Origin of the sequence: Chryseobacterium sp. MP_3.2 (genome assembly GCF_035984805.1) — a bacterium.
GTDB lineage: Bacteria > Bacteroidota > Bacteroidia > Flavobacteriales > Weeksellaceae > Kaistella.
Genome location: NZ_JAXCHW010000009.1, coordinates 13,239 through 30,093 on the forward strand (window position 1 = coordinate 13,239; position 16,855 = coordinate 30,093).

The 16,855-nt window shown below is 36.8% G+C and carries 20 protein-coding genes; 13 read left to right on the forward strand and 7 right to left on the reverse strand.

Going from position 1 to position 16,855, the window contains the following annotated elements; all coding sequences use genetic code 11:
- The first annotated feature begins 69 nt into the window (after positions 1–69).
- From RCH13_RS10915 to RCH13_RS10935, 5 genes are all read left to right on the forward strand, one after another.
- Positions 70–582 carry a contractile injection system tape measure protein gene (locus RCH13_RS10915; RefSeq protein ID WP_326987274.1) on the forward strand — a complete coding sequence of 171 codons (513 nt, stop codon included), beginning with the start codon at positions 70–72 and terminating at the stop codon, positions 580–582.
- A 226-nt stretch (positions 583–808) separates the two neighbouring features.
- Complete coding sequence (locus tag RCH13_RS10920) at positions 809–1,123, forward strand: HPF/RaiA family ribosome-associated protein (RefSeq protein ID WP_326987275.1); 315 nt, start codon at positions 809–811, stop codon at positions 1,121–1,123.
- A gap of 209 nt (positions 1,124–1,332) precedes the next feature.
- Positions 1,333–2,391 (forward strand): Gfo/Idh/MocA family oxidoreductase, encoded by a 1,059-nt coding sequence (locus tag RCH13_RS10925; protein WP_326987276.1) that lies wholly within the window; start codon positions 1,333–1,335, stop codon positions 2,389–2,391.
- A gap of 41 nt (positions 2,392–2,432) precedes the next feature.
- A complete protein-coding gene (locus tag RCH13_RS10930; protein ID WP_326987277.1) occupies positions 2,433–2,795 on the forward strand; it encodes a TFIIB-type zinc ribbon-containing protein in 363 nt (120 codons plus the stop codon).
- Between the two features lie 270 nt (positions 2,796–3,065).
- Positions 3,066–3,443, forward strand: coding sequence for a hypothetical protein (locus tag RCH13_RS10935; protein WP_326987278.1), 378 nt, complete (start codon positions 3,066–3,068; stop codon positions 3,441–3,443).
- Positions 3,444–3,770: 327 nt separating this feature from the next.
- Here RCH13_RS10935 and RCH13_RS10940 read toward each other — a convergent pair whose 3' ends face one another.
- Together RCH13_RS10940 and RCH13_RS10945 are read right to left on the reverse strand one after the other, a co-directional pair.
- A complete protein-coding gene (locus RCH13_RS10940; protein ID WP_326987279.1) occupies positions 3,771–4,871 on the reverse strand; it encodes a poly(ethylene terephthalate) hydrolase family protein in 1,101 nt (366 codons plus the stop codon).
- Between the two features lie 237 nt (positions 4,872–5,108).
- Positions 5,109–5,315 (reverse strand): KTSC domain-containing protein, encoded by a 207-nt coding sequence (locus RCH13_RS10945; RefSeq protein WP_326987366.1) that lies wholly within the window; start codon positions 5,313–5,315, stop codon positions 5,109–5,111.
- Here RCH13_RS10945 and RCH13_RS10950 point away from each other — a divergent pair.
- The 3 genes from RCH13_RS10950 to RCH13_RS10960 all read left to right on the forward strand — a co-directional run bounded on the left by RCH13_RS10950 (position 5,309) and on the right by RCH13_RS10960 (position 6,565).
- Positions 5,309–5,533, forward strand: a complete 225-nt coding sequence (locus RCH13_RS10950) for a hypothetical protein (RefSeq protein WP_326987280.1) — start codon at positions 5,309–5,311, stop codon at positions 5,531–5,533. The genes RCH13_RS10945 and RCH13_RS10950 overlap by 7 nt on opposite strands.
- A 61-nt stretch (positions 5,534–5,594) precedes the next feature.
- Positions 5,595–6,095, forward strand: a complete 501-nt coding sequence (gene parS / locus RCH13_RS10955; RefSeq protein ID WP_326987281.1) for a type II RES/Xre toxin-antitoxin system antitoxin — start codon at positions 5,595–5,597, stop codon at positions 6,093–6,095.
- Positions 6,095–6,565 (forward strand): RES family NAD+ phosphorylase, encoded by a 471-nt coding sequence (locus RCH13_RS10960; protein ID WP_326987282.1) that lies wholly within the window; start codon positions 6,095–6,097, stop codon positions 6,563–6,565. Before parS ends, RCH13_RS10960 begins: the two co-directional genes overlap by 1 nt.
- Before the next feature lie 208 nt (positions 6,566–6,773).
- Here RCH13_RS10960 and RCH13_RS10965 read toward each other — a convergent pair whose 3' ends face one another.
- Entirely contained in the window at positions 6,774–7,220 is a 447-nt protein-coding gene (locus RCH13_RS10965; RefSeq protein WP_326987283.1) for a KTSC domain-containing protein, read from the reverse strand.
- A gap of 163 nt (positions 7,221–7,383) precedes the next feature.
- Positions 7,384–8,307 carry a mechanosensitive ion channel family protein gene (locus RCH13_RS10970; RefSeq protein ID WP_326987284.1) on the reverse strand — a complete coding sequence of 308 codons (924 nt, stop codon included), beginning with the start codon at positions 8,305–8,307 and terminating at the stop codon, positions 7,384–7,386.
- Between the two features lie 205 nt (positions 8,308–8,512).
- Between RCH13_RS10970 and tyrS the strand changes: the two genes are divergently transcribed.
- From tyrS to RCH13_RS10990, 4 genes are all read left to right on the forward strand, one after another.
- On the forward strand, positions 8,513–9,808 hold the full coding sequence (gene tyrS, locus RCH13_RS10975) for a tyrosine--tRNA ligase (protein WP_326987285.1): 1,296 nt from the start codon (positions 8,513–8,515) through the stop codon (positions 9,806–9,808).
- Between the two features lie 121 nt (positions 9,809–9,929).
- Positions 9,930–10,682 (forward strand): acyl-CoA desaturase, encoded by a 753-nt coding sequence (locus RCH13_RS10980; RefSeq protein ID WP_326987286.1) that lies wholly within the window; start codon positions 9,930–9,932, stop codon positions 10,680–10,682.
- A gap of 290 nt (positions 10,683–10,972) precedes the next feature.
- Positions 10,973–11,611 (forward strand): alpha/beta hydrolase, encoded by a 639-nt coding sequence (locus tag RCH13_RS10985; RefSeq protein ID WP_326987367.1) that lies wholly within the window; start codon positions 10,973–10,975, stop codon positions 11,609–11,611.
- A gap of 23 nt (positions 11,612–11,634) precedes the next feature.
- Positions 11,635–12,996, forward strand: coding sequence for an alpha/beta hydrolase-fold protein (locus RCH13_RS10990; protein ID WP_326987287.1), 1,362 nt, complete (start codon positions 11,635–11,637; stop codon positions 12,994–12,996).
- Positions 12,997–13,106: 110 nt separating this feature from the next.
- On the opposite strand, the gene RCH13_RS10995 is transcribed toward RCH13_RS10990, so the two are convergent.
- Positions 13,107–13,562: an Lrp/AsnC family transcriptional regulator gene (locus RCH13_RS10995; protein ID WP_326987288.1), complete on the reverse strand. Its 456-nt coding sequence runs from the start codon at positions 13,560–13,562 to the stop codon at positions 13,107–13,109.
- A gap of 158 nt (positions 13,563–13,720) precedes the next feature.
- Between RCH13_RS10995 and RCH13_RS11000 the strand changes: the two genes are divergently transcribed.
- A complete protein-coding gene (locus RCH13_RS11000) occupies positions 13,721–14,938 on the forward strand; it encodes an aminotransferase class I/II-fold pyridoxal phosphate-dependent enzyme (RefSeq protein WP_326987289.1) in 1,218 nt (405 codons plus the stop codon).
- 72 nt (positions 14,939–15,010) lie between these two features.
- Here RCH13_RS11000 and purE read toward each other — a convergent pair whose 3' ends face one another.
- Together purE and RCH13_RS11010 are read right to left on the reverse strand one after the other, a co-directional pair.
- The gene (purE, locus tag RCH13_RS11005) at positions 15,011–15,514 is read right to left on the reverse strand and encodes a 5-(carboxyamino)imidazole ribonucleotide mutase (protein WP_326987290.1); all 504 of its coding nucleotides are present in this window, start codon (positions 15,512–15,514) and stop codon (positions 15,011–15,013) included.
- Positions 15,515–15,676: 162 nt separating this feature from the next.
- The gene (locus tag RCH13_RS11010) at positions 15,677–16,843 is read right to left on the reverse strand and encodes an NAD(P)/FAD-dependent oxidoreductase (protein ID WP_326987291.1); all 1,167 of its coding nucleotides are present in this window, start codon (positions 16,841–16,843) and stop codon (positions 15,677–15,679) included.
- Positions 16,844–16,855 lie beyond the last annotated feature (12 nt).

A 16,855-nucleotide genomic window follows, 5' to 3' on the forward strand; every position in this document is an offset into this window, starting at 1 on the left:
TCGAATTTTTTAGATTTAATTCTTTTCAGAATAGTTTTAAAATTCATCAATTTCCCGAAATTCACTTCTATGAAAGCCCAACGAACACTACCCCACTGCGGAATTATATTTCTCCATCCCTATATAAATCTCTTATTTTCGAACTTAGAACTTTTGGAAAATAAAAAATTCAAAAGCCATGATACTCAAATAAAAGCAGTTCAACTGCTCTATTTCTTAGCTAATTCAAAAATTGATTCACCACCACAATTGGAGTTGGAAATTTTCAGAAGATTAATTGGAATATCTTCGGAGGAAATGATTTCTTTCCCAAAAAATCTTACTGCAATTGAAAAGAAAGAATGTATTTTTCTTCTGGAGTCCTTCATTGATAATTGGGCTGCGCTAAAGAATTGTAATGTTGAAATTGTACAAAAACACTTTCTTAGAAAGCAGGGTGTAATTTTGGAAATAGACGAAACGTTTGAAATCGTTTTAGAAAAAAATTCCACGGATTTGCTTTTAAACACGATCCCTTTTTCCTATTCATTTGTTAAAGTACCTTGGCTGAACCATTTCATCACGACCAGAATTTCTGATTAAAGTTTTTCAATTTAATTTCCGTGACCCCTATTGAATTGTTCGTTTTCAAAAGTTAAAATTTAGGTAAAGAATCTCCTATTTTTATTAAGAATTTGTTAAAACGCTCCTATTCTTGATATTTGACAAGTGTAAATTTCCTTTTCTAAAAGGGATTGTCTAAATTGGCCTATCGCCTTTCGATGGAAGGCTAATCATTGAATAATAAATAAATTAAATTATAAAATACATGGAAATTTTAATCAACACCGATAATAACATCGACGCCACTGCAGAAATGATCGCCTACTATAAAACCTCTATTTCAGAAGATTTTGAGCGTTTTGCAGATCACTTAACCCGCATTGAAGTCAAAATCAGCGACGAAAACGGTGAGAAAAGCGTAGGAAATGATAAAAGATGTGTAATGGAAGGAAGAATTAAAGGAATGCAACCAACCGTAGTAACCAGCCACTCCGCAACCGTGGAAAAAGCAGTGAAAGAAGCCTCTGGCAAATTAAAAAATGCGTTAGACACGGTAATGGGAAGATTGAGAAATCACTAAAAATATACGCTAACAGTACAAAAGCACTCCAAAATTTGGGTGCTTTTTTTTTGAGTAAATTCCAAGGAGAGAAATATCCTATGTACAATTAAATTTTAGGAACTATAATTTGAAGATTGCTCGTGTAAACTATAACGCAATGGAAATCCTTCTATAATTCCCTTTCGCTTTCAAATGATTTATAAATATATTTGTTAAAATTAATTGATATGCAACTCGTAAAAGTGGGACTATGCGCCTTTGGAATGAGTGGGAAAATATTTCACGCACCCTTTTTAAAAGAACATCCCGGATTTTTTATGTCGGCAATTGTAGAAAGGTCCAAAGAAGAATCCAAACCCCAATATCCCGAAACCACGACTTACAAGTCCATAGAGGAAATGCTTATGCAGGTCGATCTTGAGTTAATCATCATTAACACACCGGTTCAAACGCACTTTAAATATGCAAAAATGGCCTTGGAAGCCGGAAAAAATATCATTGTTGAAAAACCATTCACCGTAAACGCGGCGGAAGCTGAAGAACTGGTGCAATTGGCCAAAGAAAAAAACCTTTTCCTTAGCGTCTATCAAAACCGCAGATATGACCGCGATTTTCTTCAGGTGCAAAAGATTCTGGCGGAAGGAAAATTGGGTAATTTAAAAGAAGTGGAAATCCATTTTGACCGTTTTCGTACGGAACCCAGCGCCAAAGAGCATAAAGAAAATCCAGATTTACCAGGTTCCGGCGCGCTGCACGATTTAGGTGCTCACCTTATCGATCAGGCCACACAACTTTTTGGCTTTCCAGAAAAAATTTTTGCCGACGTATTTTCCATGAAAGGAAGCGGTTTTGCGAATGACTACTTTGAACTTCTGCTCTACTATCGAAACGATTTGCGCGTCCGCTTAAAATCATCTGTATATAGTAAAGAAGCGCCTTACGCCTACGTCCTTCACGGTGACACGGGAAGTTTTTTGCAAGAACGAAGCGATAATCAGGAGCGGGAATTGATTTCTGGTGAAATTCCTACCTATAATGAAGATTGGACAAAACCTTTGAGGGAGCCCGATGGAATTTTAAACTCCGTGACGCAAAATTCCGAAACGGCGAGAATCCTCACTTCCAGTGAAGCGGGAAATTACATGAATTATTACCAGGAAATTTATGAATATATTGTCTTTGGTGCTGATTTGCCGTCACCGGGCACGGAAATCATTAAAAATATGAAAATCATGGAAGCCGCACTCGAAAGTTCCGCTAGAGGAAAAGTTATTTCTTTGAATTGAGCGTGATAATTTAACGGACTTTAAACACTCTGAACTAAAATTTGAACCGAAATAAGGGAACGAAAATTGTTGGACAAAACATTAACGAAATAAAAAAGGAAAATATGAAATGTCCAGCTTGTAATGTCAATTTAGTGATGACGGACCGCAGTGGTATTGAAATCGATTATTGTCCGGACTGTCGTGGCGTTTGGCTCGATCGCGGGGAACTCGATAAAATTATTGAGCGTTCTGCTCCAACTACTCCGGCTCCACAGCAACAACAACAGCAACCGCCGCAACAACAACAGCAGCAATATCAACAATCCAATCAAAATTATTCAGACCGCCGCCATTACTCCAAGGATGATGACTACCGGTACAAAAAGAAAAAAGGGTTGTTAGGTGATCTATTCGATTTTTAAAATTAAAAAAAATCCATTTTCCGTAGAGAATGCAAAACCCAACCACAAGTGTTGGGTTTTTTTGTGGGAAATTTTTTAAGGTTGCTTAGAGCACCATCTTAATAACGCACGATAATAGCAGTGATCGAAATATATTTATAAGGTTTGCGAAAACCTGGACAACAAGATAGATCTGCTTCATTATATAACCTTTCCAAAAATTGAATACGAAAATTAATCGCTTTTGATATTAAAACTAGGTGGTATTAAAGATTTAGATTTTAATTATATTTGAGAATCAGCACCGAAGAAGGAAAAATTTTGTGGAAAGCTTATTTTGATCACACCGATGTGCGAAGCGTGAGAGATAAATTGAAATTAAACCTTCCCGATTTTGGTTGGTATCAAGTCCGAAAAGATTTGCAAGCCAGAAATTCAAGTGGTGATTTTCCACCCGTTAATTTTAGACATTTCGCTCTTGCATATCAAACTTTAAACGAAAAACTTCAACCGATGGTTTATGAGTTGGGATTTTTGAAAGCATGGCGATTGATTTTAGACGTGGTTTTAACGAAAAGACGAACTGATTTTATAGGCGAAGACACAAAGCCTTTTGACATTGCAAAATTTTTTAAGAGCAATAAATTTCGGCTAAAGCCAATCCATTAAAACAAGAAGAAAAACAAGCTAAAGCTCGTTTCTATTGAAGGAAAAATTTTTCGAATAGAGATTCTGGGAAAAGAAATTCGTGAATTCGTGGCGGCAAAAGATCACCCCTTCGTAATCCTTTTATAAACTTCCAGTTCCAGTTCTTTGATGTAGTCTACTTTCGGCGAATTCGGCGTGTAATAATTTTTCGGCTTAGGTTTTATAATGAAAGTTCAAATGTTCCTCGCTCCGTAAACTGTATAACTTTGAAAAAGTGATCGCATTTCAGCTTGAACCAAAAAAGCACAATCTCTTTCGAAATTGTGCTTTTAAATTCTTTTATACCATTTATTCTTTTTTAATCACTTTGATCACTTGACCATTTACATGCAAATAATAAACATTTGCGGACAATCTGGATAAATCGATCTGATTTTTTGAGCCGGAAACAATGCCTTTCAAAACAAGTTGTCCCGTAGAAGAAATAAGTTGGTAGGGAGCCATTTCCCGAACATTTACATGGACCACATTTTTCGTTGGGTTCGGATACAATGTAACCGCCAGTTTAGGATCTTCTACAGCTAAGATGGTATTGCACTCATAACTTTGATTGATCTTGGAAGCTACGCCAGCATTGGTCAAAAGCGTTGTGGCTAAAACTGGACAGTAGCAATTGTCTTTTTCCAAAAATATTTTCAGCCAGGAAAGTGCCAGTTTTCCTACCGCGCCACCGCCACCGGACGGTGTGTTCGCAACCGAATGATTGCCGTTTTTAACTTCGAACAGCAACTTATTGGTTGTGGCTGGAGTTTGATTGTAATGGATATTGGCATGTTGAGCCGGTGGAGCGGTCGGATCGGATTGACCACTGAAAATCAACAACGGAACCTGATGATTAAGTTGTGGATTGTTAAGATAAGGACACAGCGCCACCACGGCGGATATGGTATTATCTAAAACTGCTGCTCGCTGAGCACCGCCACCGCCCATAGACCAACCACTAACGGCGAGTTTGGTGAGGTTAAGATTTCCGGCTAAAGGTGAAGCAGTTCGGACATTTTCCTGTTTGATGGTTTCCAGCGCATCCAGAAGTGCCAAAGCACGCGCTTCGGGCTGATCAAAAAGGGAGTTTGTACCAATAATAACCGTAACAATTCCGTGAGATGCGTAGAAAGGTCCCCAATCCTGAACACTGGAAGGCGCAGAAACATATCCCGGCACGATGGCAATACTTGCATAAGGCGGCGAAGCATTGGTGGGATAATAAATAGTTGCACCTGCATAACCCGGACCATTCCTAATGCCGTCCGCTTCGGTAAGTGTTGCGACTGTATAAGGACCAGGATTGGTAAGACTTTCCGTCGTGGCTCCCGAACATTGCGCATGTAAAACGGAAATAGAAAGTGGAGAAATTAGGGTTAGAAATAAAAAAAGATAGAGTTTTTTCATAAATAAGAGATTGATAATTTTTGAGACTGATGATTGCAGAAAATCTTACAAATATATTGATTTAATTAATTTATTTGATGGATTATGTACTTCCCTTCAATTAATATTTAAGTTTATCCCCGTTCAAAAATTATCTTAATTATTAAAATAAATTCGGAATTTCGGGACTCAGAAATATAAAAAAGCACAATCTCTTTTCAGAAATTATGCTTTTTAAATACAATTTTAAGAAGGAAATTAATCCACCATTGCTTCGCCGTCTTTTCGGTAAACAAAATTTCCGTAGATATGACGTCTTGCAAAACGACTTGGTGAATCTGCGTTCACCATTTTAATGTACGTATTTCTTGGAACACCGATGTATTCGAACATTTTTCCGTTCAAATGCTGCACTTTCAAAATAGATTTCTCTAAATAAAAATCTTGGATATTGGATTTTGAAATGGTTTCTGTGTATTCTTCTTTGTACTTTTCCTGCGTTTCAGGGCTACAGCGAGAGAAAGATCATCATAGTTATTGAATATAAAATTTTAGAACGCAGCAAATCGAAAGTTGAGGATTCTGCCGCCGCTGTACAATTTTTACATTCTGCAATTGCGCTTTATGATGGTGATGAACCGAAAGAACGGGTTTTGAAGAGACAAGACAAAATTGAAAAATAAATCTAAAAAAAAGTAATACATAGCAAATATGTTGTACATTTACAATATATATGTTGTAAAAATGAAAAATTTAACTTCAAAAACAATTCCTTTTAATACAAAAAAAAGTATAAAAAAAGCCGCAGGAAGAAGATCAACTATTAGAACTTGGAAAATTAATTCCGGAGATAAGGTTATTACCTGGTCAAATACGATGGAACGAGTTGATATTAGCAGAAAAGGTATTCCATACGCGTCTATTGAGTTTATAAGCAACCAATTAGACCGTCCAATTAAAAATGTTTTATCTATTATAGGTATTCCCCAAACAACTTACAATAAGAAAAAAGTTGAACATTCGTTAATGGATAGTAGAGACAGTGAATTAATTCTTATGATTACGGAACTCCTCGATAATGGTTTGGATGTTTTTAATAATGAAAAAGAAAAATTTCAGCGATGGCTGAAAAAACCAAACATATCACTAGGAGGTAATTCTCCCGAAAGTTTACTAGATACCACGACTGGTATTGATGAGGTACATTATGCACTAAACAGAATCGAATTTGGAAATTTCGCTTAATGAAAGTTTACAGAGTTGAGAGAGAAAAATATTTGAATACAACTTTGTCAGGGACAGGAGCTTCCATGTCAAAAGGTTATCGATGGAATAGCTTAAATACTAGAGTCGTATACACTGCAGAAAGTAGAGCATTAGCAACATTAGAAGTTTCTGTACATTTAGATTTGGCTGAAGATTTACCAAATGACAGATTTTATATTGAGATAGACATCCCTGACGATATTGCAATTCAAGAAGTGAAAATTGAAGATTTACCAGCCGATTGGAATTCAAAACCTCCAACCATTACTACTCAAATAATTGGTGATGATTTCGTGCTTGAAAACGGTGCCGCAATCTTAAAAGTTCCGAGTAGTATAATTCCGCAAGAATATAATTATCTCATAAATCCTAATCATCATGACTCAAAAAAAATTAAAATTACTGCAACAACTGCGATGGAATTCGATTCACGTTTTAAAAGAACTTAATATTTTTTTTAATATTTGATTTCTAAAAAAAGTTAAATTATTGATGGAAATAAATATAAAGTATATCCCAGAAAGAGGCGGTCGTTTTTAATTAATGTACACTACCTCTGAAATTAAATAACACAATTGTTTCAAGAAAAAACATCGTAACCAAAAAAACACAACTTCATTCGAAATTGTGCTTTTATATATTTAAAATAAAAGGAAATTAATCCACCATTGCTTCGCCGTCTTTTCGGTAAACAAAATTTCCGTAGATATGACGTCTTGCAAAACGACTTGGTGAATCTGCGTTCACCATTTTAATGTACGTATTTCTTGGAACACCGATGTATTCGAACATTTTTCCGTTCAAATGCTGCACTTTCAAAATAGATTTCTCTAAATAAAAATCTTGGATATTGGATTTTGAAATGGTTTCTGTGTATTCTTCTTTGTACTTTTCCTGCGTTTCCGGATTAATGCTCACCAAAAAATGGTAGGCTTCAATTACGGATTTACTTTTCTCTTCTGCATCTAATTTTCCCTCTTCATCATTCACAAATTTATCAGGATGCGCATCTTTCATCGTATTCCGGTAAATTGTTTTTAAGTCTTTTAATGTGGCGGTTTTGTCTACCCCAAGAAGCTTTCTGTGTTCCCCTATTCTTTTCATATCGCGTATTCTTTGATTTTTAAAATTCTAACGTCTCCATTTTCTGGGAGCACTCTACGAATCCTTTTTTGCGGGTGCAAAATTACGTATTTAATTTTAAAAAACGATGTATTTTTTCGTATTTCCTTTTGATCATCAACTCATTAAGAAAAAAATAGAGGATCTATCGACTCATTCCCTCGGGAAATTTTACTCGATCCACCGCTTCATTGAGTTTTGGCAAAGCAAATTTTAGAATTCTATTTCGGCGATCCGTGGTGTCGTGTGGTTCCACTGGATAACTAATCACGGCTTCCATCCAGGCATAAACATTATTGCGAAAATAAACGGTGGGCTCCCATTTCCGGCTTTTTAAATGATGTAATGTTGGATATTTTTCTTCAAAATCTTTTTTTGCCGCGTTCAAAAGGCAATCTTCTACAAACTGCAAATCACTGCTGAAGGCGATCTGAATCGCAGTTTCATTCCAGATAAAAGGAACCAAGGGTCCAGAATAATTGATGATTTCTTCTCTCAGAATGAGACTGTTCGGGAAACGAACAATCCGTCCACTTCGTCGGTCGTTTCCTAAATAATCTCCACTGCATTCTAAAATGGAAGTATCTAAATAATTAATTTCTACCACATCACCACGAAAATTTTTGATTTGAATTCGGTCTCCCACCAAATAAGACCTCCGAAGAATTAAGTAAATCCAAGCGATAAAAGAAGAAATCGGTGCTTGCAAAGCAAAACCTAAAACTAGGGAAATCAATCCAAAACTCACGGCTGCCGCATATAAATTTTGAAAGAGAAAAGAAGCGGCCACAATTAAACTAAAAACCAAGGCGAGAAAACGGACAATTCTGAGCAAATTATAGCGGTCACCTTCTAAATGATTTTGGCTGTAAATCAGCTTTTCTACCAGTTTGCTGATGAGGTAAATAATGGCGATGAGGAATAAACTCAAACTTAATTTGCGCACAAAGGGAATATAATGTCCCCAACTACTAAAGAGCGGCAGATTTACTAAATAATAAATCGCGATTAAGGTTACTGCAACAGATCCATAAATGATGATCCATTTTTTATTATTGTGTTTATCCATGCTTAAAAATTCTATTTCAAAGTTGAGCCGCACTTGCCATTTGTTTTAGTTAGCTTTTTTAAAGGTAAAAAAATATCACACATAAAGCGAAAACCATCACGTTGAAAATCTCCATTGAAATTTAAAAAAGTGCGCTTATCTCGCCTTTTCTTCTCGGAAATTAGGCTCAAAATCCTTACCTTTGCACCTGAAAAATTGCAAGAAAATGAATCCTTTTATTGAAGAACTAAAATGGCGTGGCTTATTTGCCGACATGATGCCGGGAACGGAAGAACAACTGAATAAAGAAGTGACCACGGCGTATATCGGCTTTGATCCTACCGCAGATTCTCTTCATATCGGAAGTTTGGTTCAGATCAAAATATTGGCGCATTTTCAGCAACACGGTCATAAACCTATCGCATTGGTTGGTGGTGCTACTGGAATGATTGGCGATCCCTCGGGGAAATCCAGCGAACGAAATGCTTTGGATGAAGAAACGCTGAATCATTATGTTTCTTGTTTGAAAGCTCAACTTTCACAATATCTAAAATTTGAGGGCACGGAAGCCAACAGTGCAGAATTGGTGAACAATTATGACTGGATGAAGAATTTTTCTTTTCTTGAATTTATTCGCGAAGTTGGGAAAAACATCACCGTGAATTATATGATGGCAAAGGATTCTGTAAAGAAAAGATTAACGGGTGAAGGTGGCGCAGAAGGAATGAGTTTTACCGAATTTTCTTACCAATTGTTGCAAGGTTATGATTTTTTGCATTTATACAAGGAAAAAAACGTCCGCTTGCAAATGGGTGGTTCTGATCAATGGGGAAATATTACGACCGGAACAGAATTGATCCGCCGAAAAGTTCAGGGTGAAGCTTTTGCTTTAACGGTTCCCCTAATTACAAAATCCGATGGTTCTAAATTTGGAAAATCGGAAGCAGGGGAAAATTACTGGCTGGATGCGAAAAGAACTTCACCGTACAAATTCTTCCAATTTTGGGTAAATGCTACAGATGCAGATGCAGAACGATTTATTAAGTTCTATACTTTTTTAAGCAAGGAGGAAATAGAAACTCTAATTGCCGACCATCAAACGGCACCACACGAAAGGAAATTACAGAAAAAACTCGCTGAAGAAGTGACGGTTTGGGTTCATAATCAAGAAGAATTTGAAAAAGCGGTGAAAGCCTCAGAAATTTTATTCGGACGCTCCACAGCGGAAGATCTGGTGAATTTGGACGAAGCTACTTTCTTGGAAGTTTTTGAAGGCGTTCCACAAAAGGAAATTTTAAAATTCGAAGTGGTGGGTTCTAATATCGTGGATTTAATTTCGGAAAAATCTGGATTTTTAAAATCGAAAGGAGAAGCAAAAAGAGAATTAACTGGAAATTCCATTTCTATCAACAAGGAAAAAGTAACTGATACTTTTGAAGTTTCTGAACACGATTTAATAGACGGACAATTTTTATTGCTACAAAAAGGAAAGAAAAATTATTTTATCGTGAAAGCCATCTAATAAAATTTTGCAAAACCCCTTAGTAGCAAGGAGAAATCCCTATGTAATTCAGCGTTAAAATTTCTTAAACAATCCAGTTCTGCACCTAAATCGTATATCTTTGCACTAAACAATTATTACAATGACAATCGTTATATTCATCATCGTCCTTTGGTACTCTGGCCTATTTTTTCAGACCTTCTTTTTGCACCGTTACGCGGCGCATCAAAGTTTTAAAATGTCCAAATTCGGAGAAAAATTATGTTTCGTTTTAACTTGGATCACGCAGGGTTCTAATTACCTTTCTGCCTATGGTTACGGAGTAATGCACAGAATGCACCACGCTTTTGCGGATACAGAAAAAGATCCACACTCCCCGAAATATGATGATAATTTGTTTACGATGATGTGGCGCACGAAGAAAATTTATGCAGACATCAACAGTCAGAAAGCAATCATCGAGGAAAAATTCACGAAAAACGTTCCACAATGGGAAGGTTTTGATAAGTTCGCCAGTTCTTGGGGTTCTCGATTAGGTTGGGCAATTGCGTACACCGCATTTTTCTACTTCTTCGCGACCGCTTGGTGGCAGTGGCTTTTGCTTCCGGTTGCTTACATGATGGCGCCAATTCACGGCGTAATTATTAACTGGTTTGCCCATATTTATGGTTATACCAACTTCAAAGTATCTGATACTTCCAAAAACTTATTAAAGTTTGACTGGTTAATGATGGGTGAAGCTTATCATAACAATCACCACAAACATGGGGGAAGAGCCAACTTCGGCGGCGTAAGGTGGCATGAAATGGATGTTACCTATCAAATTATGCTCTTGCTAGACAAGATGAAACTCATTAAGTTGAATCCTGTTGCCACCGTGAAAAGGGAACACTAAAAATAATCAACCGTCTCGTCATTATTTGGCGAGACGGTTTTTTTTATGTCTAATTTTAAATTCCACTTTCATCAACTATCATGTCTTTTTTGTTTTCATCATAATCAAGGTTAATATGAGGCCCAAATTATAGATCCTGTGAAAGACACGCTCCCTTTTGTTCTAGCCCGGATGGAAGCAATTGTTTGAGCTCTCCCGGAATTTTCGGGAAGCGAGTGCGGACAGCCGGTCAGTTTTTCGGCAGTGCTCCACTTTTTGTAGCTCCTAAAAAAATAGAATATATTTGCCGCATGGATTTAAAATACCTCGTGCGCGAACCCGCAAATATTACCCCAGAAACGCAGCTTTTAATTCTCCTCCACGGTTATGGCAGTAATGAAGAGGATCTTTTCTCTTTTGTTCCCACCTTGCCAGAAGATTGGATTATTGTAAGTTTCCGGGCACCAAGGACTACTGAATATGGGGGTTATTCTTGGTATGATATTGATCTGATGAATGTAGAAAATCGCATTGATGTGCCACAAGCGCAGGAATCTTTGGCTGCCATTTTAGAAAGCATCTTAACCATCACCAATAATTACGGACTCACGGAAAATGAAACGCATCTTGCTGGATTTTCTCAAGGTGGTATTTTAGCCTATGCTTTGGCGCTGAATAATCCCGAATTGTTTTCGAAAATTGCCTGCATGAGTTGTTATACGGAAGATAAACTCCTGGAAAATATTGTGAAAGAGAAAAAGAAATTGGAACGTTTGCGTTTCTTTGTTTCTCATGGTACAGATGACGCAGTGATTCCTTTGGAATGGGGCAGAAAAGCTGCAGAATTATTATACGATTTGAGTTGTTACTTCAGTTTCCGAGAGTACATGAGTGGTCACGGTGTGAATCAAAAAAACTACATGGATTTAATGGATTTCTTCAAAAAATAAAAATTACTTTTTACAGAAAAAATATGAAAAAATTACTCTTCTTTTTACTGTTTGCAGCGATGCCATTCTCGGCGCAAATTACAGTTAAGATCACCGCTATTCCCACCAATACTCCCGCTGGATCTACGATTAATGTTGCAGGAAATTTCAATGGATGGAATCCTTCAAGTACCGTAATGGTTGCGGATGGATTAGGAAATTACAGCTATACCATTCCAGAAGGTAGCGGCATTTTGGAATACAAATTCACACGTGGAAGTTGGCCCACTGCCGAAGGAAATGCAACTGGAGGTTATCTCCCCAACCGAACCGCAACATTTACCAGATCGCCACAAACGCTGAATTTAACGGTGCAATCTTGGGAAGATCAAGGTGCTGGAAATCCAAGTACAGCAGCTTCAAATGTGAAAATTCTCAGCGAAAATTTTTCGATTCCGCAATTGAACAGAACCCGAAAAATCTGGATTTATTTACCTCCAGATTATGAAACAAGCACCAAAACCTACCCCGTAATTTATATGCAAGATGGTCAAAACCTTTTTGATAACCGTACTTCTTTCTCCGGAGAATGGCAAGTGGATGAAACTTTGAATGCGCTTTTCGCAAACGGAGATTACGGCGCAATTGTTATCGGTATTGATAATGGAGGAAGCACTAGAATTAATGAATATACACCCTGGAACAATGCGCAATACGGCGGTGGTGAAGGAGATTTGTACATGCAATTTGTTGCAGAAACTTTGAAACCTTATGTAGATGCCAATTACCGCACAAAGCCAGCTAAAGAATATAACGCACTCATTGGAAGCTCCTTGGGCGCTTTAATTTCTAATTATGGAGGCGTAAAATACAGCGGAACTTTTTCGAAAATAGGTTCTTTCAGTCCGGCTTATTGGATTGTGAATTCGCAATTTAACAATTACATTACCACAAGCACTGCGGATTTATCGGCAATGCGAATTTATTTCGTGGCGGGTTCAGGTGAAAGTGCAACACTTGTGAATGATATCCAGACGGTGAAAAATAATTTACAAACCAAAGGTTTAACCGCAAGCAATACCTTGGTCAAAATTGATTCTTACGGACAACACAATGAAAATTACTGGAAAGGTGAGTTCAGCGCAGCATACCAATGGCTTTTTCAAACGACGCAATTGGCGACTACAGATATTTCTAAAAAAAAAATAGAAGCCGTCTTCGGAAAAAATCAAATCTTCATCAAAGGATTAAATAAAAATTCTGAAGGGAAGATCTATGAAATGTCAGGGAAACTTCTAGAAAAAATCGAGTTGAAAAATGGTACAAACGATTTGAAAAACGCTTTACCAAAAGGAAATTATATTCTTCAAACCGAAACGGAATCAGTAAGATTTTTAGTAAAATAAAAAGTAGATTTCTACTTGAAATAAAAGACGAAGTTGATTTTTTCAGCTTCGTTTTTTTGGTGTAAAGTTTTCGAAAATAAACGATCAATCATCATTTATCGGCTTTTATTTCACGGTTCAATAACTGTAGAATTCTTGACTTCTTTGATCATAAAAGAACTTTGGGTACTTGCAATATGTTGCAGATTGGTCAATTTACTTACCATAAATTCCCGATATTCCTGAATGTCTTTTACGCAGATTTTTAAAATATAATCCGAATCGCCAGAAACATGAAAACACTCTAAAATCTCCGGAAACTGCGTAATTTCATTTTCAAACTGAGAAATATATTCCTTTTTATGTTGAACCAATTTCACGTGACAAAGCACAATAAAATCTTTCTGAATTTTTTCTGGGTTTAAGAGTGCAACATATCCTTTGATGATCTGCTGCTTCTCCAATTTTTTGATCCGTTCAAAAACTGCAGTCACCGATAAATCCAGTTCTGAAGCGAGTTGCTTTGTGGTTTTCTTTGCGTCATTTTGCAGCAAAATCAGGAGTTTTTTATCTTTTGAATCAAGCATTGGTAGAATTATTTTCGGTTTTACTAAAGATTAATTTTCAAATATAAAATTAAAATCTAAATTTCCAATTATTCTTAGATTTATTATCTAAAAATTTCCGCATCCATTGTTTTTAATTTTGAAATAAAAGATATTAGACAAAATATAAAACAAAACTTATGAAACAATTTGATGCCGCAAATAATATTCAGGATTTGCAATATTTTGGGGAATTTGGTGGAGTAAATCCTTCTATTTCTGACAGTTCAACCTACACTTTTCTCTCCGCAAAAACTATGTTTGACACTTTCGAGGGAAACACAGAAGGTTGTTACCTTTATTCCAGACATTCTACACCGAGCAATCTTTATCTCAGCGAAGCTTTGGCGCAAATGGAAGGTACAGAAAGCGCAAATGTGACCGCTTCTGGGATGGGCGCCATCACGTCTACCCTTCTTCAGCTCTGTAAAAGTGGCGATCATATTGTTTCCAGCCGAACAATTTATGGTGGAACTTATGCCTTTATGAAAAACTTTTTGCCGGATTTTCAAGTCAAAACTTCCTTCGTCGACATTACGGATTTGGAAATAGTTGAAAAGGCCATCACCGAAAATACAAAAGTAATCTTCTGCGAAACGGTAAGCAATCCACTTTTAGAAATAGCTGATTTAAAAAGTTTAGCAAAAATTGCGAAAAAACACGGTGTGAAATTAATCGTCGATAATACGTTTTCGCCCCTTTCCATTTCTCCCCAAATATTGGGTGCAGATATTACCATCCACAGTTTAACCAAATTTATTAATGGAAGCAGCGATGCAGTTGCAGGCGTTGTTTGCGCAAGTTCTCAATTTATCAATGATTTAAAAGACGTGAATTCTGGCGCGTGTATGTTACTCGGACCAACTTTAGACAGTTTACGTGCGGCAAGTATTTTAAAAAATCTCAGAACGCTTCACTTACGCATGAAGAAACACAGTGAAAATGCACTCTATCTGGCGCAACAATTTGAAAGTGATGGCCTCATCGTAAAATATCCTGGCTTGAAAAGTCACCACCAACATGAACTTTTTAATAGCATGATGAGTGAAGAATATGGATTCGGAGGCTTGTTGACTTTGGATGTAAAAACCGTAGAAAAAGCGAATGAATTGATGGAATTGATGCAGAAAGAAAACCTCGGCTATTTGGCGGTGAGTCTTGGATTCTACAAAACTTTATTTTCTGCCTCTGGGTCGTCTACTTCCTCAGAAATTCCGGAAGCTGAGCAAAAAACCATGGGACTTTCTCCCGGTTTAATTAGAATGTCAGTCGGTTTAGATCATGATATTAAACGTACGTACGAAAAAATGAAATGGTGTATGGAACAAGTACATGTTTTGGAAAAAGTACTTTCCTAAAAATTTTAAGTGATTACAATAATTGAAAAAAGACTTCTTCTGGAAGTCTTTTTTATTTTGTATAATCAAACTTTAGTTGTCAAAATTATTAGGATGACTTTTTGAAATTTCTTTTACCGTACCCAAAACTTTATTTTTTAAAGAATCTTGATAGTGATTTAATTTTTCAGAAATCTCCTCATCTGCAGTTCCTAAAATTTTCGCCGCTAAAATCCCGGCGTTCATCGCACCATTTAAGGCCACCGTTGCCACGGGAATTCCAGAAGGCATTTGTAAAATAGACAAAATTGAATCCCAACCACCAATGGAATTAGAGGATAAAATGGGTACTCCAATCACAGGTAAAGTGGTACAGCTTGCCACCATTCCGGGAAGATGTGCGGCTCCGCCGGCGCCGGCAATTATCACTTTTAAGCCTCTTGACTTTGCGGATTTGGCATATTCGAACATTCTTTCTGGAGTTCGGTGTGCTGAAATTACCGTTAATTCGTAGGGAATTTCTTGAGATTTCAAAAAATCTGCTGCTTGCTGCATGATTGCCAAATCGCTTTGACTGCCCATTATAATTCCGACCATTTTTTCTTTAGATTTTAAGGATGAAAGGTAAGAAAATAAATTGCGGTTTAAAAAATCCGCATCATCTGCAAAATCTACGGGAATAAACAGGAGTTTGAATTTCTATCGCCGATGGAGCTGAGCGAGCCGGTAAAATTTTAATAGAAAATTGAGGAAGAATTTTTAAGAACTTGAAATCGTATTTCCAACAAAAAATCCCGTGCTGAAACACGCCTGCAACAGATATCCGCCCGTCGGCGCTTCCCAATCAATCATTTCTCCTACACAATAGACATTCTTGAAATTTTGTAATTCTAAATTGGAATTCATAGTAGAAAAAGCCACTCCTCCGGAGGTAGAAATTACCTCATCAAGGGGTCGAAAACTGAGCACATCTATGGGGAAATTCTTTATCATCTTAGATAAATTCTGAACGTCCAAATAACTTTCTTTGTCCAAGGTTTTCAAGATATTGATTGCAGTGGTAGAAAGTTTCAGTTTGCTTTTTAAAACCTTCGAAATTTTGTCTGGCCCGCTCAATGCTTCTAATATTTGAGTTTCTGAAAGATTTGGTTTCAGATCTATATGCAGTTTTTGAGGGAATTCATGTATCCGCGTAAATCGATTCAAGTAATAAACAGGGCTTCCTTCTATTCCATACTTCGTAAAAACAATCTCTCCAATTTTAGAGTATTCCCCAAAAGAAAGTTGAATGTTTTTTAAATATTGACCTTGAAGCTGGTGAAATTTCTCCTCCGTATTGTAACCAGAATTTGCAGATTGAAGCGGCGTAATTTCAATATTTTTCGCGGCTAAAGTTTCTACCCATTTCGCATCGGAACCTGTTTTTTTCCAGGAACCACCTCCCATTGCCAGAATTAATTTGGCGTACTTCAGAGACAATTCACCTTCCTTATTTTTTAGGTAAACTTTAGAATCATCGAAATCTAAAAAATTATGCTCAAAATGAAAAATAACTCCCAAATCCTCCAATTGATCTAACCAGGCTTTTAAAACCTGAATGGGTTTGAAGTTTTTCGTGGGGAAAATTTTTCCGGAACTTCCGACATAAGTTGTAATTCCCAAATCTGCAAGCCATTGAATGACCTTTTGATTATCAAATCCCCGTACAATCTCTTGGATTTCCTTCGATTCATATTTATGAATGAAGTCTTCTAATGCTTCACTGTGGGTCAAATTAAAACCCCCATTTCCGGCGACTAAAAATTTTCTTGCAGCGGCTTTATTTTGCTCAAAGACATGAACCTCATTACCTCTGGATGCAAATTCCTGAGCAGCCATTAATCCTGCGGGACCAGCGCCAATAATGATAATTTGAGTTTGATTCATGATGATGCAAAA